We start from the raw sequence: 17,018 nt of genomic DNA on the forward strand, positions 1-17,018 counted from the left end.
TCATGACGCAGCCCGACCAGCACGGGGTGCCCTCCGAGCCCGAGGCGAGCGCGCAGGCCGAGCCTGCGGCAGCATCGGCCGACCAGCACCTCATCGACACGTCCACGGGACGTGCTCACGGCCACGACGACTGCCCGCAGTGCGGCTCGACCGAGGTATCGCGCAAGGGCAACACCCTGAGCCTGATCTGCGGCTTCTGCCGCTACGAGTGGGTGGGCAGCCGTCTGGAGGACACCCACGGGCTCGGCGAGGGCATCGGCGAACTCGAGGGCCGCACGTTCACGTCGGGAGCCGCGGACATCTCGAGCGGGGAGGACCTCGTCACGCTCAAGTGCCAAGGGTGCGGCTCCGAGGTCGTGATCGACACCGCGCGTTCGCTCGAGTCTCGCTGCCACTGGTGCCGCTCGATCCTGTCGATCAACGACAAGATCCCCAACGGCGCCGTGCCGGACGGCATCCTCCCGTTCCACATCACCAAGGAGGAGGCCATCGCGCGCATCGGCGAGTTCGCCGGCGCCAGGCGCTTCTTCGCGCTCAAGAAGTTCCGCGACGAGTTCAAGCCGGACAACGTGCTGGGTGTCTACATGCCGTACATGACGGTGGACGGCAACGTCTCCGCGCGCTTCCACGGCAAGGGCGAGGTCCAGACCCGCCGCTACACCGTGAAGACGGGCGAGAACACCCACACGACGTACTACGACGCCAACCAGTTCGACGTGATCCGCGACTTCGACCTCCACATCGACGACCTCATCATCGAGTCCTCGGCCGGCCGCTCGAACATCGACAACCGCGAGAACACCAACAACATCATCAACTCGCTGCTGCCGTACGACGTCAAGAACATGGTCGCCTTCGACTCCAACTACATGGGGGAGATGACGGCCGAGAAGCGCGACCTCAACATCGACGACGTCACGCGCAAGGCGCACGCCCAGTTCCTCACCATGGCGCGCGAGTCGATCCGCGACGACATCCGCGGGTACGACCGCGGCGTGCAGTGGACCCACGAGGACCTCGAGGTGCACGGCAGCCGGTGGGCCTCCGTGTTCGTCCCCGTGTGGCTCTACAGCTACGCCGAGCGACTCGACAACGGCCGCATGATGATCCACTACATCGCCGTCAACGGCCGCTACGGCAACGTCATGGGCTCGGTCCCGATCAACAAGTCCCGGCTATGGGGCGTGACCGCGCTGGTGACGGGGCTCACCGCGCTCGTCGCGTGGCCCATCGGCGCCGCGGCGATGCTGGCGGGGTGACCATGAACGAGATCCTTCACAGCGCCGATGCGGTCGTGCTCGCCTCGAGCGGCGAGGGAGGCGTCGCCTTCTTCGCGCTCATCCTGTTCGCCGTGCCCTTCGTCGCGGGCTGGTTCACCTACGCGACCCTCTACAAGCGCTACCGCAACCAGCACGAGCGCTACCAGTTCGAGCACACGACGGCGGCCGAGCGCCTGCAGCTGCAGCGCTGGGACACCTTCGTGCGCGAGAAGAAGCGCATGCGCAACAGCAAGATCGACGGCCGCAACGACGACAACTCCCACGAGCGCGCGTCGCACGCGGTGGTCCGCGAGGCCATGGGTCCGCGCAACGCGCAGGCCGCGAGGGAGGCTCAGCCGCCCCGCATGGCTCAGGAGGCGCGGGACGCCCAGGAGCCGCGCGATGCCCAGCAGGCACGCGATGCTCAGCAGGCGCGCGACGCCGATCCCGGACGCGAGGCCGAGCCGCCGCGAGAGGGCTGACGGGTCAGCGTCACGCCACAGCAGCGCGGTCTGTGCGCCATGCTGAGACCGCACAGCACGACGGCGGGCCCCCTGCTGGGGAGCCCGCCGTCGGCGTGGCTGAGGTGGTGAGGCTCAGGCGTCCTTGTCGCGGTCGGTGAGATCGTTGTACTTCTCCGCGACCGCGTCCTTGGCGTCCTCGACCTTGTCCTTGACGTCGGCCTTGGTCTGGTCCCACTTGCCCTCGGCCTCGAGCTGCTCGTCGTCAGTCGCCTTGCCCAAGCCTTCCTTCATCTTGCCCTGGGCGTCCTCTGCGGCGTTGCTCAGTCGGTCGGCGTTGCTCACGGTGATGCTCCTTTGCTCTCGGTGTGGTCCTACGCCAGAGAGAACACCTGTAGGGTCCGGCCGCATTCCTGGCGACGACCCCGGGAGTGGCGTCAGGAGGGGTCGGCGAGGAGGTCGCTGACGACGCCCGGCAGCGCCTCGGCGAGGTCCAATGCCGCGACCGGCCCGCGGAGGCTCGCGGCGGCACGAGCGTGCACCCACGCCGCTCCGGCGCCCGCGTCCACGGCGCTCAACCCCGCCGCGAGCAGCGCGCCGGCGATCCCGGCGAGGACGTCGCCGCTGCCCGCGGTGGCGAGCCACGCTGGCGCTGGCGGGAGCGCAAGGAGAGCGCCGCCGGGGGAGGTGATGAGGGTCTGCGAGCCCTTGAGCAGCACGGTGGCGCGCGCGGCCTCGGCGAGGAGCCGGGCGTGACCCGCGCGGTCGGAGGCGATGTCATGGACCGTGACGTCGTGGCGCAGGGCGCCGAGGGTCCGCATGAGCTCCTCCACGTGCGGGGTGAGCAGCACGCGGTCGGACGGCGCCTCCCGCGAGCCGGTCGCACGCGCTCGCGCGACCGCCTCGAGCGCGCCCGCGTCGACGACCATCGGTGCGCCGGAGGCCATGACGGAGCCGATCGCCGCGTCCTGCTCGGGATAGTCGGCGACTCCCGGCCCGACCACCCAGGCCTGGGCGCGCGGCAGCGACTCCGCGGCGTCACCGCTGTCGTGCACCACGCACTCCGGACGGTGCGCCAGCACCAGATCCTGCGCGCGCCGCGGACCGACGTACCGCACCATGCCCGCGCCGGCCCTGACCGCGCCGGACACGACGAGGGCCGCGGCGCCGGGGTAGGCGTCGGAGCCGGCGACGACTCCCACCACCCCGCGCGAGTACTTGTCGTCGCCTTCGACGGGCACGGGCCAGGACGCGCGCACCCGCGCCGCGTCCACCTGTGTCGCCCCGCTCACGCGACCAGCGTCGCACAGCCAGCCCGCGCATCGGCGCATTTCCAGCACGAACGCCGTCGAAGGAGCCGTCCGTGAGAGAATGCCGGGCATGGCCATGCGAGAGATCCGAACGACCGGCGACCCTGTCCTGCGCACCGTCTGCGAGCCCATCACCGTCATCGACGACCGCGTGCGGACCCTCGTCGAGGACCTGCTCGAGACGGTCGACTACGACGGCCGCGCGGGCCTCGCCGCGAACCAGATCGGCGTCTCGCTGCGGGCCTTCTCGTGGAACATCGACGGCAACATCGGCTACATCCTCAACCCGGAGATCGTCGAGAACTCCGACGAGATGCAGGAGCTGGGCGACGAGGGTTGCCTCTCCGTCCCGGGCCTGTGGTACCCGTGCGAGCGCCCGGCGTACGCCAAGGCCGTCGGCACCGACCTGGACGGCAACGAGGTCGTCGTCGAGGGCGAGGAGATCTGGGCCCGCCTCATCAACCACGAGGTGGACCACCTCGACGGCAAGCTCTACCTCGACCGACTCTCGCGCGAGGCGCGCAAGGCGGCGATGCGCGAGCTGCGCGAGTCCCTCGAGAACGCCTAGCTCGCCCGAGCAGGCGGAGCGCTCAGCTGCGCGGCACTCCCACGTCCGCGACGACCACCCGCCCGGCCGATGCGGCTGCTGGCTGCTCGACCAGGCACGGCTTGGCAGCGGTGAAGGTGACGGTGACGTCGGCGGTGACGTGAGCCGCCGCGGCGGCGCCCGAGTCGACGTCGAGCCCGCTCGGCACATCCACTGCCAGCACGGCGGCGCCGGAGGGGATCGCCGCGACCAGCGCATCGGCGGGGGAGCGCAGGCCGGGGCGGGCGCCCACGCCGACGATCCCGTCGATGACGAGAGCGGCGCCGGCGACTGCGGCCAGCGCGGGGTCCAGGCTTGCTGTCGCGTCGACGACCGCGGCGCCCGCAGCCTGGCACTCGCCCACACCGTGGTCGTGCGAGCGGGAGCCGACGAGGACCACGGTGACCTCGGCGCCGCGGTAGTGCAGCCGCGCTCCGGCGAGCAGCGCGTCCCCGCCGTTGTTGCCGCTGCCGGCGAGGACGACCACGCGCGCACCACGGATCCGCCCGGTGCGCTCGGCCAGCACCGCCTCCGCCTCGGCGGCCACCGCATCGGCCGCGCGGGCCATCAGCACGTGCTCGGGGACGGCGCGCATCGCGATCTCCTCGGCCGCGCGGATCTGCGCTGCTGTCATCACTCGGGCCGGCATGGGCCCAGGCTTCCACACACGCGGGCCGGTTGCTGGCGCATCCGCGCCGGATGAGGCACGATAGTCGGGAGAACACCCGGTGCAGCTGGGCGCTCCTTCGAGGTCGTAGGGGAAGACGCACCTCAACAGGAAGGAATGGGCCATGGCTGCGATCACCCGAGGTGTCCTTTTCGTGCACTCGGCGACCCGAGCGATGTGTCCTCACATCGAGTGGGCCGCCCAGTCGGTGCTGGGTCCGCGCGCCTCGTTCGAGTGGACGGATCAGCCCGCTGGCACGAGCCTCTACCGCGCGGAGGTCGCCTGGCAGGGCACCCCCGGCACCGGCGCGCGCCTCGCGTCCGCGCTGCGCGGCTGGGAGCACGTGCGCTACGAGGTCACCGAGGATCCGTCCTTCGGCTCGGACGGCGGCCGCTGGTCGCACACCCCGTCGCTGGGCATCTTCCACGCCGTCACCGACGTCCACGGCAACATCGTGGTGCCCGAGGACCGCATTCGCGCGGTGCTCGAGGCTGGCGCCTCCGTCGCGGAGTTCAAGCGCGCGATGGACCTCGCCCTCGGCGCCGCCTGGGATGAGGAGCTCGAGCCGTTCCGCTACGCCGGATCGGGCGCTCCTGTACGGTGGCTCCACCGCGTCGGCTGACGCGGATGGCGCCCGCGAGGGCGCCTGAGGAACGGGGACCATGCAGGAGCTGAACAGGGACGAGGCGCTGACCCTCCAGGCCATGGAGGAGGCGATGTGGCGCCCGGAGACGCGCTTCGATCGCGCCTACATGGAGGCCGTGCTCGCCGAGAACTTCTCCGAGGTGGGCCGTTCCGGGAGGGTCTTCACCCGCGAGGACACGCTCGAGCTCCAGCCGATCGACATCGACGTCCAGCTGCCCCTGACCGAGTTCAGCGCTGTCGCCATCTGCGAGGACGTCGCGCTGGTCACCTACGTGTCCATCCCCGCGCACGGCACCCGCGGCGCGACCCACCGCTCGAGCGTCTGGACCAACGATGGGCGCTGGCGGCTGCGGTTCCACCAGGCGACGCCGACCGACCTCTGAGCCCGCGCATCGGCGCCTGCTGTGCGGCCGTGGTCGCCCCATGAGCGCTACCCGGCGCTACCTCTCGGCGCCCGCTCCGTCCCTGATCGGCGTACCGGTCAACACACAGCTGGTGCAGGCGAGGCGGATGTGGCCCCCGGTGATCCCCATCAGACGCTGTGGCCCCACGCGTCACGGCCGTGTGTTGAGCGGTACGTGCGTGGCGAGGGACTGCGACCCGGCATGAGCGGTTTCGCAGCGCCGATGCGCGCTTCAGCACGAAGGCCCGTGCCCCTTGGTGGGGCACGGGCCTTCGTGGCGAGTGGTCGCTAGGCGGTCGCGAAGGTCAGCGCGACGTTGTGGCCGCCGAAGCCGAACGAGTTGTTGATCGCGGCGAGGTCGCCGTCGGCGGGCAGCGCGCGAGGCGTGTCGCGCACGAGGTCCACCTGGAGCTCGGGATCGGGGTCCGTGACGTTGATGGTCGGGGGAGCGGTGCGCTCCTGCAGGGCCTTGATGGTGAACACCGACTCGAGCGCGCCGGCGCCTCCCAGCAGGTGGCCGGTCATCGACTTCGTGGCGCTCAGCAGCACCTCGTCGGCGTGCTCGCCGAGCAGGCCGCGGATGCCGCGGGCCTCGATCATGTCGCCCACGGGGGTGGAGGTGGCGTGCGCGTTGACGTGGGCCACGTCGCGCGTCGTGAGCCCCGCACGCTCGAGGCTGAGCTGCATGGCGCGCGTCTGCCCGGCTCCGTTGGGCTCAGGCGCGGCGATGTGGTGGCCGTCGGCGGTCATGCCCACGCCGAGCAGTCGGGCGTAGATCTTCGCGCCGCGCGCCTTGGCGTGCTCCTCGGACTCGAGGACCACCACGCCCGCGCCCTCGCCGAGCACGAAGCCGTCGCGCGAGGTGTCGTACGGGCGCGAGGCGCCCGCCGGGTCGTCGTTGCGCTTGGACAGCGCCGCCATGGCGGCGAAGGCGGAGATCGGCAGCGGGTGGATCGCTGCCTCGGTGCCGCCGGCGACGACGACGTCCGCGCGGCCCGACTGGATCATCTCGAAGCCCATGCCGATCGCCTCGGCGCCCGAGGCGCAGGCCGACACGGGGGAGTGCGCTCCCGCACGGGCGGTGAGCTCGAGCGACACGTACGCGGTGGGCGAGTTCGGCATGAGCATCGGGACCGTGAGGGGCAGGACGCGCGCGGCGCCCTTCTCCTTCATCGTGTCCCACGCGCTCAGCAGCGTCCACACGCCGCCGATCCCCGAGGAGACCACGGCGCCCAGGCGCTCGTGGTCGACCTCGGGAGATCCGGCATCCGCCCACGCCTCGCGCGTGGCCACGATCGCCATCTGGGCGCTCGGGTCCATGCGCTTGGCCTCGGGCCGTGACAGCACCTCGGAGGTGGGCACCACGAGCTGGCCGGCGAAGTTCACGGCCATGCCGTAGGTCTCCGCCCAGTCGTTGTCGAGAGTCCGCACGCCGGAACGGCCGGCGAGGGCGGCGTCCCACGTGCTCGCCACGTCCCCGCCGAGCGGGTTGGTGGTGCCGAGTCCGGTGACGACGACGGTGGTCATGTGGTGCTCCTGTCGGGGTGGGGACGTGTGCTGCGGGATGGGCGCCCGTGGGCCTGGAAGCCGGGTGCGCTCACCCCAGGTGGATCAGGACTGCGCTGCCTCGATGAAGTCGACGGCGTCGCCCACGGTGGTGAGGTCCTTGACCTTCTCGTCGGGGATGCGCACGTCGAACTTCTCCTCGGCGAGGGTGACGATCGTCATCATCGACAGCGAGTCGATGTCGAGGTCGTCGGTGAAGGACTTGTCGAGCTGCACCTCGGCGGTGTCGAGGCCGGTCTCCTCGGCCACGATCTCGGCAAGGCCGGCGAGGATCTCGTTCTTGTCTGCCATGGGGTTCTCCTTGTGGTGGTGATGCACGCGCATCGGGGTTCGGACCTTTGGAACTCTAGTTGTGGGACCTGCGCTACGGCAGGACGACGACCTGCGCGGCGTACACCAGGCCGGCGCCGAAGCCGATCTGCAGGGCGAGGTCGCCGCTCGCGGCCTTGCCGTCGCGGATGAGCCGCTCGGTGGCCAGCGGGATCGACGCCGCCGAGGTGTTGCCGGAGTCGACGATGTCGCGGCCGACCGCGACGTGCTTGGGCAGGCCGATCTGCTTGACCATCTGGTCGATGATCCTGATGTTGGCCTGGTGGGGGATGAAGGCCGTGATGTCGTCAGGTGTCACGCCCGCGGCCTCGATGGCCTGCAGCGCGACGGGTGCCATCTTGAACGACGCCCACTTGAAGACGCTCGGACCCTCCTGGTAGAGCGTGGGGAACGCCTCGGCCTCGCCGTCACGGACCTCGAGCCACGACGACGTCTGGCGGATCAGCTGGGCGCCCGACCCGTCGGAGCCCCACACCGTGGGGCCGATGCGCGGCTCGTCGGAGGCGCTGATGACGACCGCGCCAGCGGCGTCGCCGAGGAGGTAGGAGATGGTGCGGTCCGCCGGATCGACGAAGTCGCTCATCTTCTCCGCACCCACGACGAGGACGTTGCGGGCCGAGCCCGACCTCACGAGCGCGTCCGCCTGGCCGATGCCGTAGCAGTAGCCAGCGCACGCGGCGGAGATGTCGAAGGCGGCGCCGGTCGAGCCCAGCCGGTCCGCGAGGACAGGGGCGCCGCCTGGCGTCATGTGTGGGTAGGTGATGGTCGACAGGATCACGGCGTCGACGTCGCCTCCGTCGATGCCCGCCGCGGCGAGCGCATCCCGCGACGCGGACTCAGCGAGGTCGATGACCGAGGTGTCGGCGTTCGCGCGCACGCGGGTCGCGATGCCGGTCATCTTGCGGATCCACTCGTCGGACGAGTTGATCGGCTCGATGATGTCCTCGTTGGGCACGGCGTTCTCGCCGCGCGCGACGCCGAGTCCGGCGATGCGGGAGAACTCGGGGCCCCGGCTGATGTTCAGTGTCGTCACGCGTGCTGCTCCAGGAGCTCTCGGGCGGCGGGGAGGTCATCGGGGGACTTGAGCGCCACCGCGGGAACACCCTTGAGCGAGCGCTTGGCCAGTCCGGTGAGCACACCTCCGGGCGCGACCTCGATGATGCCGGTCACTCCGAGGGCGAGCATACGCTCCTGGCACAGGTCCCAACGGACGGGGCTCGCGACCTGACGGACGATGCGCTCGAGGGCGTCCGCGCCCGACGCCACGGTCGCGCCGTCGGCGTTCGACAGGAGGGCGGCGGTGGGGTCCGCAGCCGTCACCTCCGCGGCTGCCGCCGCGAGGCTCGCGACCGCGGGCTCCATGTAGGAGGTGTGGAACGCACCGGCGACCTGCAGCTCGATCACGCGGGCGCGGGTGGGCGGCTCGGCGACGAGCGCCTCGATCCCGGCCTTGGCCCCGGCTGCGACGATCTGGCCGCCGCCGTTCATGTTCGCGGGCGTCAGGCCCAGCTGCTCGAGGCGGTCGAGGACCTCCTGCTCGACGCCGCCGAGCACCGCGGCCATCGAGGTGGGCTCGGCCGCGGTGGCGGCCTGCGCCATCGCGTTGGCACGCACGGTCACGAGGCTCATGGCCGTCGCGTCGTCGATGACGCCCGCGAGCGCGGCGGCCCCAAGCTCGCCGACGCTGTGGCCCGCCACGACTCCGGGGGTGACGCCGCCGAGCACGGCGCGGGCGGTCGCGATGCCCGTCGCGACCAGCAGCGGCTGCGCGATGGCCGTGTCGCGGATGGTGTCGGCATCCGAGGTGGTGCCGTGCGCGATCACGTCGGTCGCTGTGGCATCCGACAATGCGCGCAGGTGGCTGGCGACCTCGTCGACCTCGAGCCAAGCGTCCAGCATCCCGGGCGCCTGGGCGCCCTGGCCGGGGAACAGTACGGCGATCATGCGTCTAGCATCTCCCATCCCGCGGGCGGGTGCGCGGATATCGCTCACGGTTTCGCCCGCCCAGATTTGTCGGTGGTCTACAAAGGCGTGTGGCTGGAGTCGCGCAGGCGCCCGAGGGCGAACGCCGTCTCGAGCACATGGGCGTCGCGCGTCGACAGGACGTCCCAGCCGGTGAGCTGAGCGACCTTCTTGAGGCGGTAGCGGACCGTGTTGGCGTGGACGAACATCGTGCGCGCCGCGGTCTCCAGCGAGCGGCCGCAGTCGAGGTAGGTCGCGATGGTGTCGCCGAGCGAGCCGCCGGCGTTCTGGATGGGGTCGTAGGCGATGGCGATGAGCCGGTCGCGCGCCGCGGTGTCGCCTACGAGCACGCGCTCGGGCAGCAGGTCGTCCGCGGCGGCCGGTCGGGGCGTGAGGGACCACGCCGGGGCCGCGACGACGCCCGACAGGGCAGCGCGGGTCGCACGCGCGACCTCGACCAGCGTGATCGCCGCGGGGCCGATGACCACGGGGCCCGGACCGAACGAGGGAAGCAGGTGGCGCGACAAGCGCTCGTGATCGTCGTCCGTGCGGGCGATGACCACGAGGTCCTCGCCGTGGATCCCCACCAGGGCCCCGGGGGTCGCGCGGCGAATGGTGCGGCGGAGCTCGGCGGACTGGACCTCGCCGAGCGTGCCGTCTGTCAGCCCCACCATGACGAGGGTCGGACCGGGCTTCCAGCCGAGCGCGGCGGCTCGGGACGGCAGGTCCTCGTCGACCTCACCGCGCACGAGGGCGTCGACCACGAGCGCCTCGAGCCGCGCGTCCCAGGCGCCGCGCGACTCGGCGGCGCGGGCGTAGACCTCGGCCGCGGAGAACGCGATCTCGCGTGAATACATCAGAATCGCCTCGCGCACCTCGCGCTCGGAGCCGGGGGAGGCGAACTCCTCGGCATGCTCCTCCACCACGCGCACGACGGTGCGGACGATCGACAGGGTGTGCTGCAGCGACACGGAGCGGGTCAGCTCGGGCGGAGCCGCGGCGAAGACCTCGGTCGCCGAGCGGTGGCTGTGCTGCGGGTCCGCGTACCAGGCGACGAACGAGTCGATGCCGGCCTGGGCCACCGTGCCGACCCACGAGCGCTCCTGCGCCGGCAGCTCGCGAAACCAGCTGTACTCGGTGTCGAGGCTCTTCAGCGCCGCGGTCGAGAGACGGCCCGTGGCCGACCGCAGCCGGCGCAGCGTCTCCGAGCGCGCCTGTGCTGATGCCATGCGCGCCAGCATAGGGCGCGTTGTCGAAGGTCAACAACGCGAGGCCCGCAGAAGGCCTCAAGTCCGGCCGAGGTCGCGCCGTCAGATGTCGGGATCCACAGTCGACGCGGCCGCGCCTCCTCGCGCGAAACACGGCATCCGTCCTGGTGCAGTGCGGGTCGAGACGCTACGGTGCAAGAAGGTGGAGGGAGAAACCGATGACGGATGCTCGACCCAAGCCCCTGGTGGGCGCGCTGCTGGGAGCCCTGCTCGGGCTCGACGTGATGGCATTGCTGTGGATCCTGGGCATCGTGCCACCGGACCGCCTGCCGCTGTTCGGCATCGTCGCGATCGGCATCATCCTCGTGGGGTGGATCCTCACGCAGCGCATGAGCCTCGCGCGCGGGAAGTTCATCACCGTCGTGGTGCTGTCGGCGATGCTCGGCGGTGTCGCGCTCACGGGCATCCCCGAGTTCGTCGGCGGAGGGTCGCTCTCGGAGGGCTGCACCCTCGAGGGCACGTCGTCGGTCGAGTCTGAGCCCGTCGCCGTCGGGCAGACGTCCGCGCTCGACCCCTTCGACGTGACCACCACGGACACCATCGAGTGGACGGGGTCGGTCGGCGCCGACGCGCCCGAGGCCACCGCCGACGTCAGCCTCCTCGTGGGAGGCTTCGCCATCCCCATCGACTCCGCGACGATGACCAACGGCGCCGGCGCGACCGAGTGGTCGGGCTCGGCCGACGTGGCAGCGTTCCTGTCCGACGTCGAGGACGCCTCGGCGATCGTGCCGACGGGCACCTACCACGTCACCACCAGCGTCAGCGCGGCCGAGGGCTCGTGCGAGGGTGATGGGTACCTGCGGGTCCAGCCCGACGGCGCCTTCAGCGGCCTGCTGCTGGCGGCGCTCTGGGCGATCTTGGTGGTGCTCCTCGTCGTCATCGTGATCCTCGCCGTAGGCGTCCGTCGTTCCATCAAGGACGCGGACGGCGCCCTCGCGATGGTCGGCACGTCGGCGGTCGCCGGCGAGACGAGCACGACCCCGCCGAGCGCCTTCGCGCCCCGCACGGATGCGGACGGCGCCGCCGCGGCAGATGCGGCACGATCGACGCCGAAGAGCGAGGCTCCGGCCGGAGCCGCCGCGGGCGCTGCTGCAGGCGCTGCCGGCGCGACCGCGGCAGCGAGCAGGGACGATGCGGACCGCACGTCGGAGTCGCGCCGCGACGCGGGCGCCGCGTCGAGCGGGTCGACGGGGTCGAGTGGGTCAACGGGGTCGGGTGGCGCTGGGGACGGCGCTCGGTCGGGCGGTGTTCCGGCCGACGATGGCGCGGCCACGGCCGCGGCGGCGGGTCAGCCCGTCCACGACGGGGAGCCGGTGCACCACGCCGAGCCCGTCCACGACACCGAGCAAACCCATGACACCGCGCCGAGCCATGACACCGAGCCGAACCATGACCACGCTCCCGAGACTGAGCACGTCGAGGAGCCGACCCCGGAGGCGGCTCACGAGCCGGAGCACGATAGCGAGGGCTCGTCCGGCGACGCCGCCGCGGACCCCGACCCCGAGGTCGCGCCAGAGACGGGCGGCGAGCCCGAGGCGCCGACGCCAGCGCCGGTCGACGATGCACCAGCGGACGAGCCGCAGGCTCCCACCGGCGAGGGGGAGCCCCCGCGCGGCGGAGGGATCTGACGCCGCGACGGCATCACCCAAGGCATCACCCAGGGCATCGGCGGTGGCAGCGTCGCGGCGGCACCGCGTGCGGGCGACGTCACGGTGCTACCCAGCCAGCGCATCGGCGCTGTGCCAGGGCACAAGCGCGAGGGCCGCTCACCTGATCAGGTGAGCGGCCCTCGTCGTCAGGGTGCGGTGCGGTCTACGCGTCGCCGCCGGCGTTGCCCGACGTGCCCTTGGTGACGTCGTGCAGCTGGTAGCGGTCGATCGCGTCGCGCACGAGGTGCGCGGGGATGTCGCCGCGCTGCGCGAGCTGCTGAAGCACGCGGACCGCGGTCGACGGGCCGTCGATCTTGAAGTAGCGACGAGCCGCGGCACGCGTGTCGGAGAAGCCGAAGCCGTCCGCGCCGAGCGTCGCGTACTGGCCGGGGACCCACGCGCGGATCTGGTCGGGGACCAGGTGGTCGTAGTCGCTCGTCGCGACGAACGGCCCGGCGGCGCCCTGCAGCTTCTGCGTGACGTACGGTACGCGCGGCTGGTCCTCGGGGTTGAGGAAGGCGTGCTTCTCCGCGTCGAGCGCGTCGCGACGCAGCTCGTTCCACGAGGTCACCGACCACACGGTGGCACGAACGCCGTAGTGAGCAGCGAGGAGCTCCTGCGCCTCGAGCGCCCACGGCACGCCCACGCCGGACGCGAGGATCTGCGCCTCGGGTCCGTCGCCCTCGGGAGCGGCGGCGTACTTGTAGATGCCCTTGAGGATGCCCTCGACGTCCACGTCCTCCGGCTCGGCCGGCTGCTGGATGGGCTCGTTGTACACCGTGAGGTAGTACATGACGTTCTTGTCACGGCCGTCCTCGGGACCGTACATCCGCTCGATGCCGTCCTTCATGATGTGACGGATCTCGTAGCCGAACGCCGGGTCGTACTGGACGACGGCGGTGTTGGTGCCCGCGAGGATCGGGGAGTGGCCGTCGCCGTGCTGCAGGCCCTCGCCCGCGAGCGTCGTGCGACCGGCCGTCGCGCCGATGATGAAGCCACGGGTGAGCTGGTCGCCAGCGGCCCAGAACTGGTCACCCGTGCGCTGGAAGCCGAACATCGAGTAGAAGATGTAGAACGGCACCAGCGGCTCGCCGTGCGTCGCGTACGAGGTGCCGACGGCCTGGAACGCGGCCGCGGAGCCCGCCTCGTTGATGCCGGTGTGCATGATCTGCCCGGCCTCGGACTCCTTGTAGCTCAGCATGAGCTCGCGGTCCACCGGCAGGTAGTTCTGGCCGTTGGTGTTGAAGATCTTGGCCGACGGGAAGATCGAGTCGAGGCCGAAGGTGCGGGCCTCGTCGGGGATGATCGGCACCAGGCGGTGGCCGAACTCCTTGTCCTTCACCAGGTCCTTGAACAGACGCACGAGCGCCATCGTCGTGGCGACCTCCTGCTTGCCCGAGCCCTTCGCCAGCAGCTCGTAGGCCTTGTCCTCGGGAAGCTTGATCTGCTTGCCCGGGTCGCGACGCTCGGGCACGAAGCCGCCGAGCTCCTTGCGCCGGCCCAGCATGTACTGGATCGCCGGGTCGTCGGCGCCGGGGTGGAAGTACGGCGGGTTGTACGGGTCTTCCTCGAGCTGCTCGTCCGTGAACGGGATGTCGAAGGTGTCGCGCAGGACCTTGAGGTCGGCTGCGGCGAGCTTCTTCATCTGGTGCGTGGAGTTGCGGGCGGCGAAGTTCGAGCCCAGGCCGTAGCCCTTGATGGTCTTCGCGAGGATGACGGTGGGCTTGCCGTTGGCCTCGGTCGTGGCCTTGAGGTAGGCCGCGTAGAGCTTGCGGTAGTCGTGGCCGCCGCGCTTGAGCGCCCAGATCTCGTCGTCCGTCATGTCCTTGACGAGCTCCTTGGCGCGCGGGTCGCCGCCGAAGAACTGATCGCGGATGAACGCGCCGGACTCGGCGCGGAAGGTCTGGAAGTCGCCGTCGGGGACGGTGTTCATGAGGTTGACCAGGGCGCCATCCTCGTCGCGCTCCAGCAGCGGGTCCCAGTTGCGACCCCACACGACCTTGATGACGTTCCAGCCGGCGCCGCGGAAGTACGCCTCGAGCTCCTGGATGATCTTGCCGTTGCCGCGGACCGGGCCGTCGAGGCGCTGGAGGTTGCAGTTGACGACGAAGGTCAGGTTGTCGAGGTTCTGGTTGGCCGCGAGCTGCAGCATGCCGCGGCTCTCCGGCTCGTCCATCTCGCCGTCGCCCAGGAAGGCCCACACGTGCTGCTGGGAGGTGTCCTTGATGCCGCGCAGCTGCAGGTAGCGGTTGGTCCACGCCTGGTAGATCGCCGATGCGGGGCCGAGGCCCATCGACACCGTGGGGAACTCCCACAGCTCGGGCATGAGGCGGGGGTGGGGGTAGGACGACAGTCCGCGGCCCGCGCCGGACTTCTCCTGGCGGAAGGAGTCGAGGTCCTGCTCGCTCAGGCGGCCCTCGACGAAGCCACGGGCGTACACGCCGGGCGCTGCGTGGCCCTGGAAGTACACCTGGTCGCCGCCGCCGGGGTGGTCCTTGCCGCGGAAGAAGTGGTTGAGGCCCACCTCGTACAGCGTCGCGACCGACGCGTAGGAGGAGATGTGCCCGCCGACGCCTTTGTTGCCGGCCTGGGCGCGGGTCACCATGACGGCCGCGTTCCAGCGGATCCAGCCGCGGTAGCGACGCTCGATCTCCTCGTCACCGGGGAAGGCGGGCTCGTCGTCGACGTGGATGGTGTTGACGTACGGGGTGTTGAGGCTCAGCGGGACCGACAGCTGCTTGGAGGCGGCGTGGTCGACCAGGCGGTCGAGGACGTACTCGGCGCGCGACTCCCCGCTGCTCTCGATCAGCCCATCCAGCGACTCGAGCCACTCGCCGGTCTCGTTCGGGTCCTTGTCAACATCGCCGTGCTCTGCCACCGGTGGCCTTTCGTCTGGGCGCAGGGGTGATGCGCCGTCAATGCGTGTGGGTGGGGGCGGGGTGTGCCGCCGCTCCCGCCATTGTTCCCACATCTCGCGGGAATGTCACGCCAGCGTGTCGGGTGTGACGGGTCTGGCACGCGCACGCTGGGCGTTGCCACGGTCGTGCGGTGGCCTCTACTGTGAGACGTGAGCGAGCGGGCACTGACCCGCATCACCGACGAAGGGAGCATCGCCGCCGTGGCGACTGAGGACGGTGCCAGCACCATCGATGCTGGCGTCATCGACCGGTTCGGATTCGAACGCGGGATGATCATCCAGGAGTTTGGCTACGACGACGATGCGGACGAGGCGTTGCGCACCGCGATCGAGGACCTCACCGGCGAGGATCTCGCGGACGAGGACTTCGGCGACGTCACCGACGGCGCCCTCGTGTGGTTCCGCGACGGTGACGAGGATCTCGCCGACATGCTGATGGACGTGCAGTCCCTGCTGGACGACGGAGCGAGCGTGTGGCTGTTGACGCCCAAGGCGGGCACCACGGGCCACGTGCTGCCCGGAGAGGTGCAGGAGTCGAGCTCGCTTGCGGGCCTTCACGCCACCTCGACGTTCGTGGTGGGCGAGGGCTGGTCCTGCACGCAGCTCGTCGAGAAGGGCCGGTCCAAGTGACCGAGGCCCAGATCGGCCGCACCGCTCCAGACTTCACGCTCACCGATCAGCACGGCCGACGCGTGACGCTGAGCGACTACCGGGGCGCCGCGGTGCTGCTGGTGTTCGTGCCGTTCGCGTTCTCCGACACCTGCACCAACGAGCTGATCGAGCTGCGGGATGCCCCGGATCTCACCGAGGGCCGAGCGCTCGAGGTCATCGTCATCTCGTGTGACTCCATCTATACGTTGAAGGCCTGGGCCGACGCCCACGGCTATGGCGGCGAGCTGCTGAGCGACTTCTGGCCCCATGGGGAGGCGTCGCGCGACTACGGCGTGTTCAACCCGCAGAAGGGCCTCGCGACGCGCGGCACGTTCCTCATCGACCCCCAGGGCGTCGTCGCGTGGTCCGTGGTCAACCCCGTGGGAGAGGCTCGCGACATCGAGGACTACCGCGCGGCCATCGCGGCGCTGTAGAGCGGCCCGCCTGGCCGCTGCCGACCGGCACATGCGCAACAATGGGGCCGCGGGCCCTTAGCTCAGCTGGTTAGAGCACTGCGTTTACACCGCAGGTGTCGTCGGTTCGAGTCCGGCAGGGCCCACGCTGACCACGAGCCGTCGATGGAGGGAAGCCGACGTGGCCGAGCCGATGGGCGAGAAGTACGACCGGTACGCGATGCGCACCGACCGATGGCTGGCGGCGCTCGCGCTCGTGTTCCTGTTCGTGTGGTCGGGTCGCATCATCTTCGCGAACTCGATTCCCGTCGGACTCAACAACACCCTGCTCGCCGTCCAGTTCTGGATCTGGCTCGTCTTCCTCGTCGACATCATCATCCGCACGGTGATCTCGAAGAAGTCGTGGCGCTACCTGTGGACCCACCCGATCGACGTGATCGCCGTGCTGGTGCCGGCGGCTCGACCGCTCAAGGTCCTCACGACGTTCACGCAGTCCGCAGCGTTCGCGACCACCAAGGGGCGCATGCAGACCATGCAGGCTGTCGGCATGTCCGTGGTGCTGCTGCTGTGGATCGGCTCGGTCGCGGTGCTGTCCGCCGAGCGCAACGTCGACGACTCGGCGATCAACACCTTCGGCGACGCCCTGTGGTGGGCGATCGTCACCGTCACCACCGTCGGCTACGGCGACTTCGCGCCGGTAAGCGTGGAGGGCCGCATCATCGCCGTGATCATGATGCTGCTGGGCATCGCTCTCATCGGTGTCGTCACGGCGTCCGTCGCCGCCGCGTTCGTGCGCCTGACGTCGGCCGGCGACGAGCTGGACGACGAGCAGCGCGAGCAGCTGCGCCACGACGAGCTCATGGAGCGCATCGCCCGCCTCGAGGAGAAGCTCGACGCCGTCACGGAGCGGGACCGCTCCGAACCGCAGTAG

18 protein-coding genes and 1 tRNA gene are annotated in these 17,018 nt (G+C 70.7%); 10 read left to right on the top strand and 9 right to left on the bottom strand.

Features of this window, described 5'->3' with window-relative positions; all coding sequences use genetic code 11:
• Positions 1-2: 2 nt before the first annotated feature.
• Together B7K25_RS00715 and B7K25_RS00720 are read left to right on the top strand one after the other, a co-directional pair.
• Positions 3-1,259: a TFIIB-type zinc ribbon-containing protein gene (locus B7K25_RS00715; RefSeq protein WP_144018785.1), complete on the top strand. Its 1,257-nt coding sequence runs from the start codon at positions 3-5 to the stop codon at positions 1,257-1,259.
• 2 nt (positions 1,260-1,261) lie between these two features.
• Positions 1,262-1,741, top strand: coding sequence for a hypothetical protein (locus B7K25_RS00720; protein ID WP_084103310.1), 480 nt, complete (start codon positions 1,262-1,264; stop codon positions 1,739-1,741).
• Between the two features lie 114 nt (positions 1,742-1,855).
• Here B7K25_RS00720 and B7K25_RS00725 read toward each other — a convergent pair whose 3' ends face one another.
• Together B7K25_RS00725 and B7K25_RS00730 are read right to left on the bottom strand one after the other, a co-directional pair.
• The gene (locus tag B7K25_RS00725; protein ID WP_084103312.1) at positions 1,856-2,065 is read right to left on the bottom strand and encodes a CsbD family protein; all 210 of its coding nucleotides are present in this window, start codon (positions 2,063-2,065) and stop codon (positions 1,856-1,858) included.
• Positions 2,066-2,157: 92 nt separating this feature from the next.
• Entirely contained in the window at positions 2,158-3,012 is an 855-nt protein-coding gene (locus B7K25_RS00730; RefSeq protein WP_234988012.1) for an NAD(P)H-hydrate dehydratase, read from the bottom strand.
• A gap of 88 nt (positions 3,013-3,100) precedes the next feature.
• Here B7K25_RS00730 and def point away from each other — a divergent pair, with 88 nt between their 5' ends.
• Positions 3,101-3,598, top strand: coding sequence for a peptide deformylase (gene def / locus B7K25_RS00735; RefSeq protein ID WP_084103317.1), 498 nt, complete (start codon positions 3,101-3,103; stop codon positions 3,596-3,598).
• Positions 3,599-3,620: 22 nt separating this feature from the next.
• On the opposite strand, the gene B7K25_RS00740 is transcribed toward def, so the two are convergent.
• Positions 3,621-4,265 (bottom strand): NAD(P)H-hydrate epimerase, encoded by a 645-nt coding sequence (locus B7K25_RS00740; RefSeq protein ID WP_159450076.1) that lies wholly within the window; start codon positions 4,263-4,265, stop codon positions 3,621-3,623.
• 142 nt (positions 4,266-4,407) lie between these two features.
• Between B7K25_RS00740 and B7K25_RS00745 the strand changes: the two genes are divergently transcribed.
• Entirely contained in the window at positions 4,408-4,905 is a 498-nt protein-coding gene (locus B7K25_RS00745; RefSeq protein WP_084103321.1) for a DUF3145 domain-containing protein, read from the top strand.
• Between the two features lie 40 nt (positions 4,906-4,945).
• Positions 4,946-5,311, top strand: a complete 366-nt coding sequence (locus B7K25_RS00750; RefSeq protein WP_084103323.1) for a DUF4440 domain-containing protein — start codon at positions 4,946-4,948, stop codon at positions 5,309-5,311.
• A 308-nt stretch (positions 5,312-5,619) separates the two neighbouring features.
• On the opposite strand, the gene B7K25_RS00755 is transcribed toward B7K25_RS00750, so the two are convergent.
• The 5 genes from B7K25_RS00755 to B7K25_RS00775 form a co-directional block, all read right to left on the bottom strand.
• Positions 5,620-6,858, bottom strand: a complete 1,239-nt coding sequence (locus B7K25_RS00755) for a beta-ketoacyl synthase (RefSeq protein WP_084103325.1) — start codon at positions 6,856-6,858, stop codon at positions 5,620-5,622.
• An 84-nt stretch (positions 6,859-6,942) separates the two neighbouring features.
• Positions 6,943-7,188 carry an acyl carrier protein gene (locus tag B7K25_RS00760; RefSeq protein ID WP_084103327.1) on the bottom strand — a complete coding sequence of 82 codons (246 nt, stop codon included), beginning with the start codon at positions 7,186-7,188 and terminating at the stop codon, positions 6,943-6,945.
• 73 nt (positions 7,189-7,261) lie between these two features.
• Positions 7,262-8,260 (bottom strand): beta-ketoacyl-ACP synthase III, encoded by a 999-nt coding sequence (locus B7K25_RS00765; RefSeq protein ID WP_084103329.1) that lies wholly within the window; start codon positions 8,258-8,260, stop codon positions 7,262-7,264.
• Complete coding sequence (locus B7K25_RS00770; protein ID WP_084103331.1) at positions 8,257-9,171, bottom strand: ACP S-malonyltransferase; 915 nt, start codon at positions 9,169-9,171, stop codon at positions 8,257-8,259. Before B7K25_RS00770 ends, B7K25_RS00765 begins: the two co-directional genes overlap by 4 nt.
• Positions 9,172-9,248: 77 nt before the next feature.
• A complete protein-coding gene (locus tag B7K25_RS00775; RefSeq protein ID WP_234988013.1) occupies positions 9,249-10,418 on the bottom strand; it encodes a CdaR family transcriptional regulator in 1,170 nt (389 codons plus the stop codon).
• Positions 10,419-10,615: 197 nt separating this feature from the next.
• Between B7K25_RS00775 and B7K25_RS00780 the strand changes: the two genes are divergently transcribed.
• Complete coding sequence (locus B7K25_RS00780) at positions 10,616-12,085, top strand: hypothetical protein (protein ID WP_084103335.1); 1,470 nt, start codon at positions 10,616-10,618, stop codon at positions 12,083-12,085.
• A 184-nt stretch (positions 12,086-12,269) separates the two neighbouring features.
• Here B7K25_RS00780 and aceE read toward each other — a convergent pair whose 3' ends face one another.
• Positions 12,270-14,984, bottom strand: coding sequence for a pyruvate dehydrogenase (acetyl-transferring), homodimeric type (gene aceE / locus B7K25_RS00785; protein WP_234988014.1), 2,715 nt, complete (start codon positions 14,982-14,984; stop codon positions 12,270-12,272).
• 189 nt (positions 14,985-15,173) lie between these two features.
• On the opposite strand from aceE, the gene B7K25_RS00790 reads away from it, so the two are divergent.
• The 4 genes from B7K25_RS00790 (at position 15,174) to B7K25_RS00805 (ending at position 17,018) form a co-directional block, all read left to right on the top strand.
• Positions 15,174-15,653, top strand: coding sequence for a DUF3052 domain-containing protein (locus B7K25_RS00790; RefSeq protein WP_234988015.1), 480 nt, complete (start codon positions 15,174-15,176; stop codon positions 15,651-15,653).
• Entirely contained in the window at positions 15,650-16,108 is a 459-nt protein-coding gene (locus tag B7K25_RS00795) for a peroxiredoxin (protein ID WP_084103339.1), read from the top strand. Before B7K25_RS00790 ends, B7K25_RS00795 begins: the two co-directional genes overlap by 4 nt.
• Positions 16,109-16,159: 51 nt before the next feature.
• Positions 16,160-16,233, top strand: a tRNA-Val gene (locus B7K25_RS00800).
• A gap of 35 nt (positions 16,234-16,268) precedes the next feature.
• On the top strand, positions 16,269-17,018 hold the full coding sequence (locus tag B7K25_RS00805; protein WP_084103341.1) for a potassium channel family protein: 750 nt from the start codon (positions 16,269-16,271) through the stop codon (positions 17,016-17,018).

The sequence above is a fragment of the Demequina sp. NBRC 110056 genome, assembly GCF_002090155.1.
GTDB lineage: Bacteria > Actinomycetota > Actinomycetes > Actinomycetales > Demequinaceae > Demequina.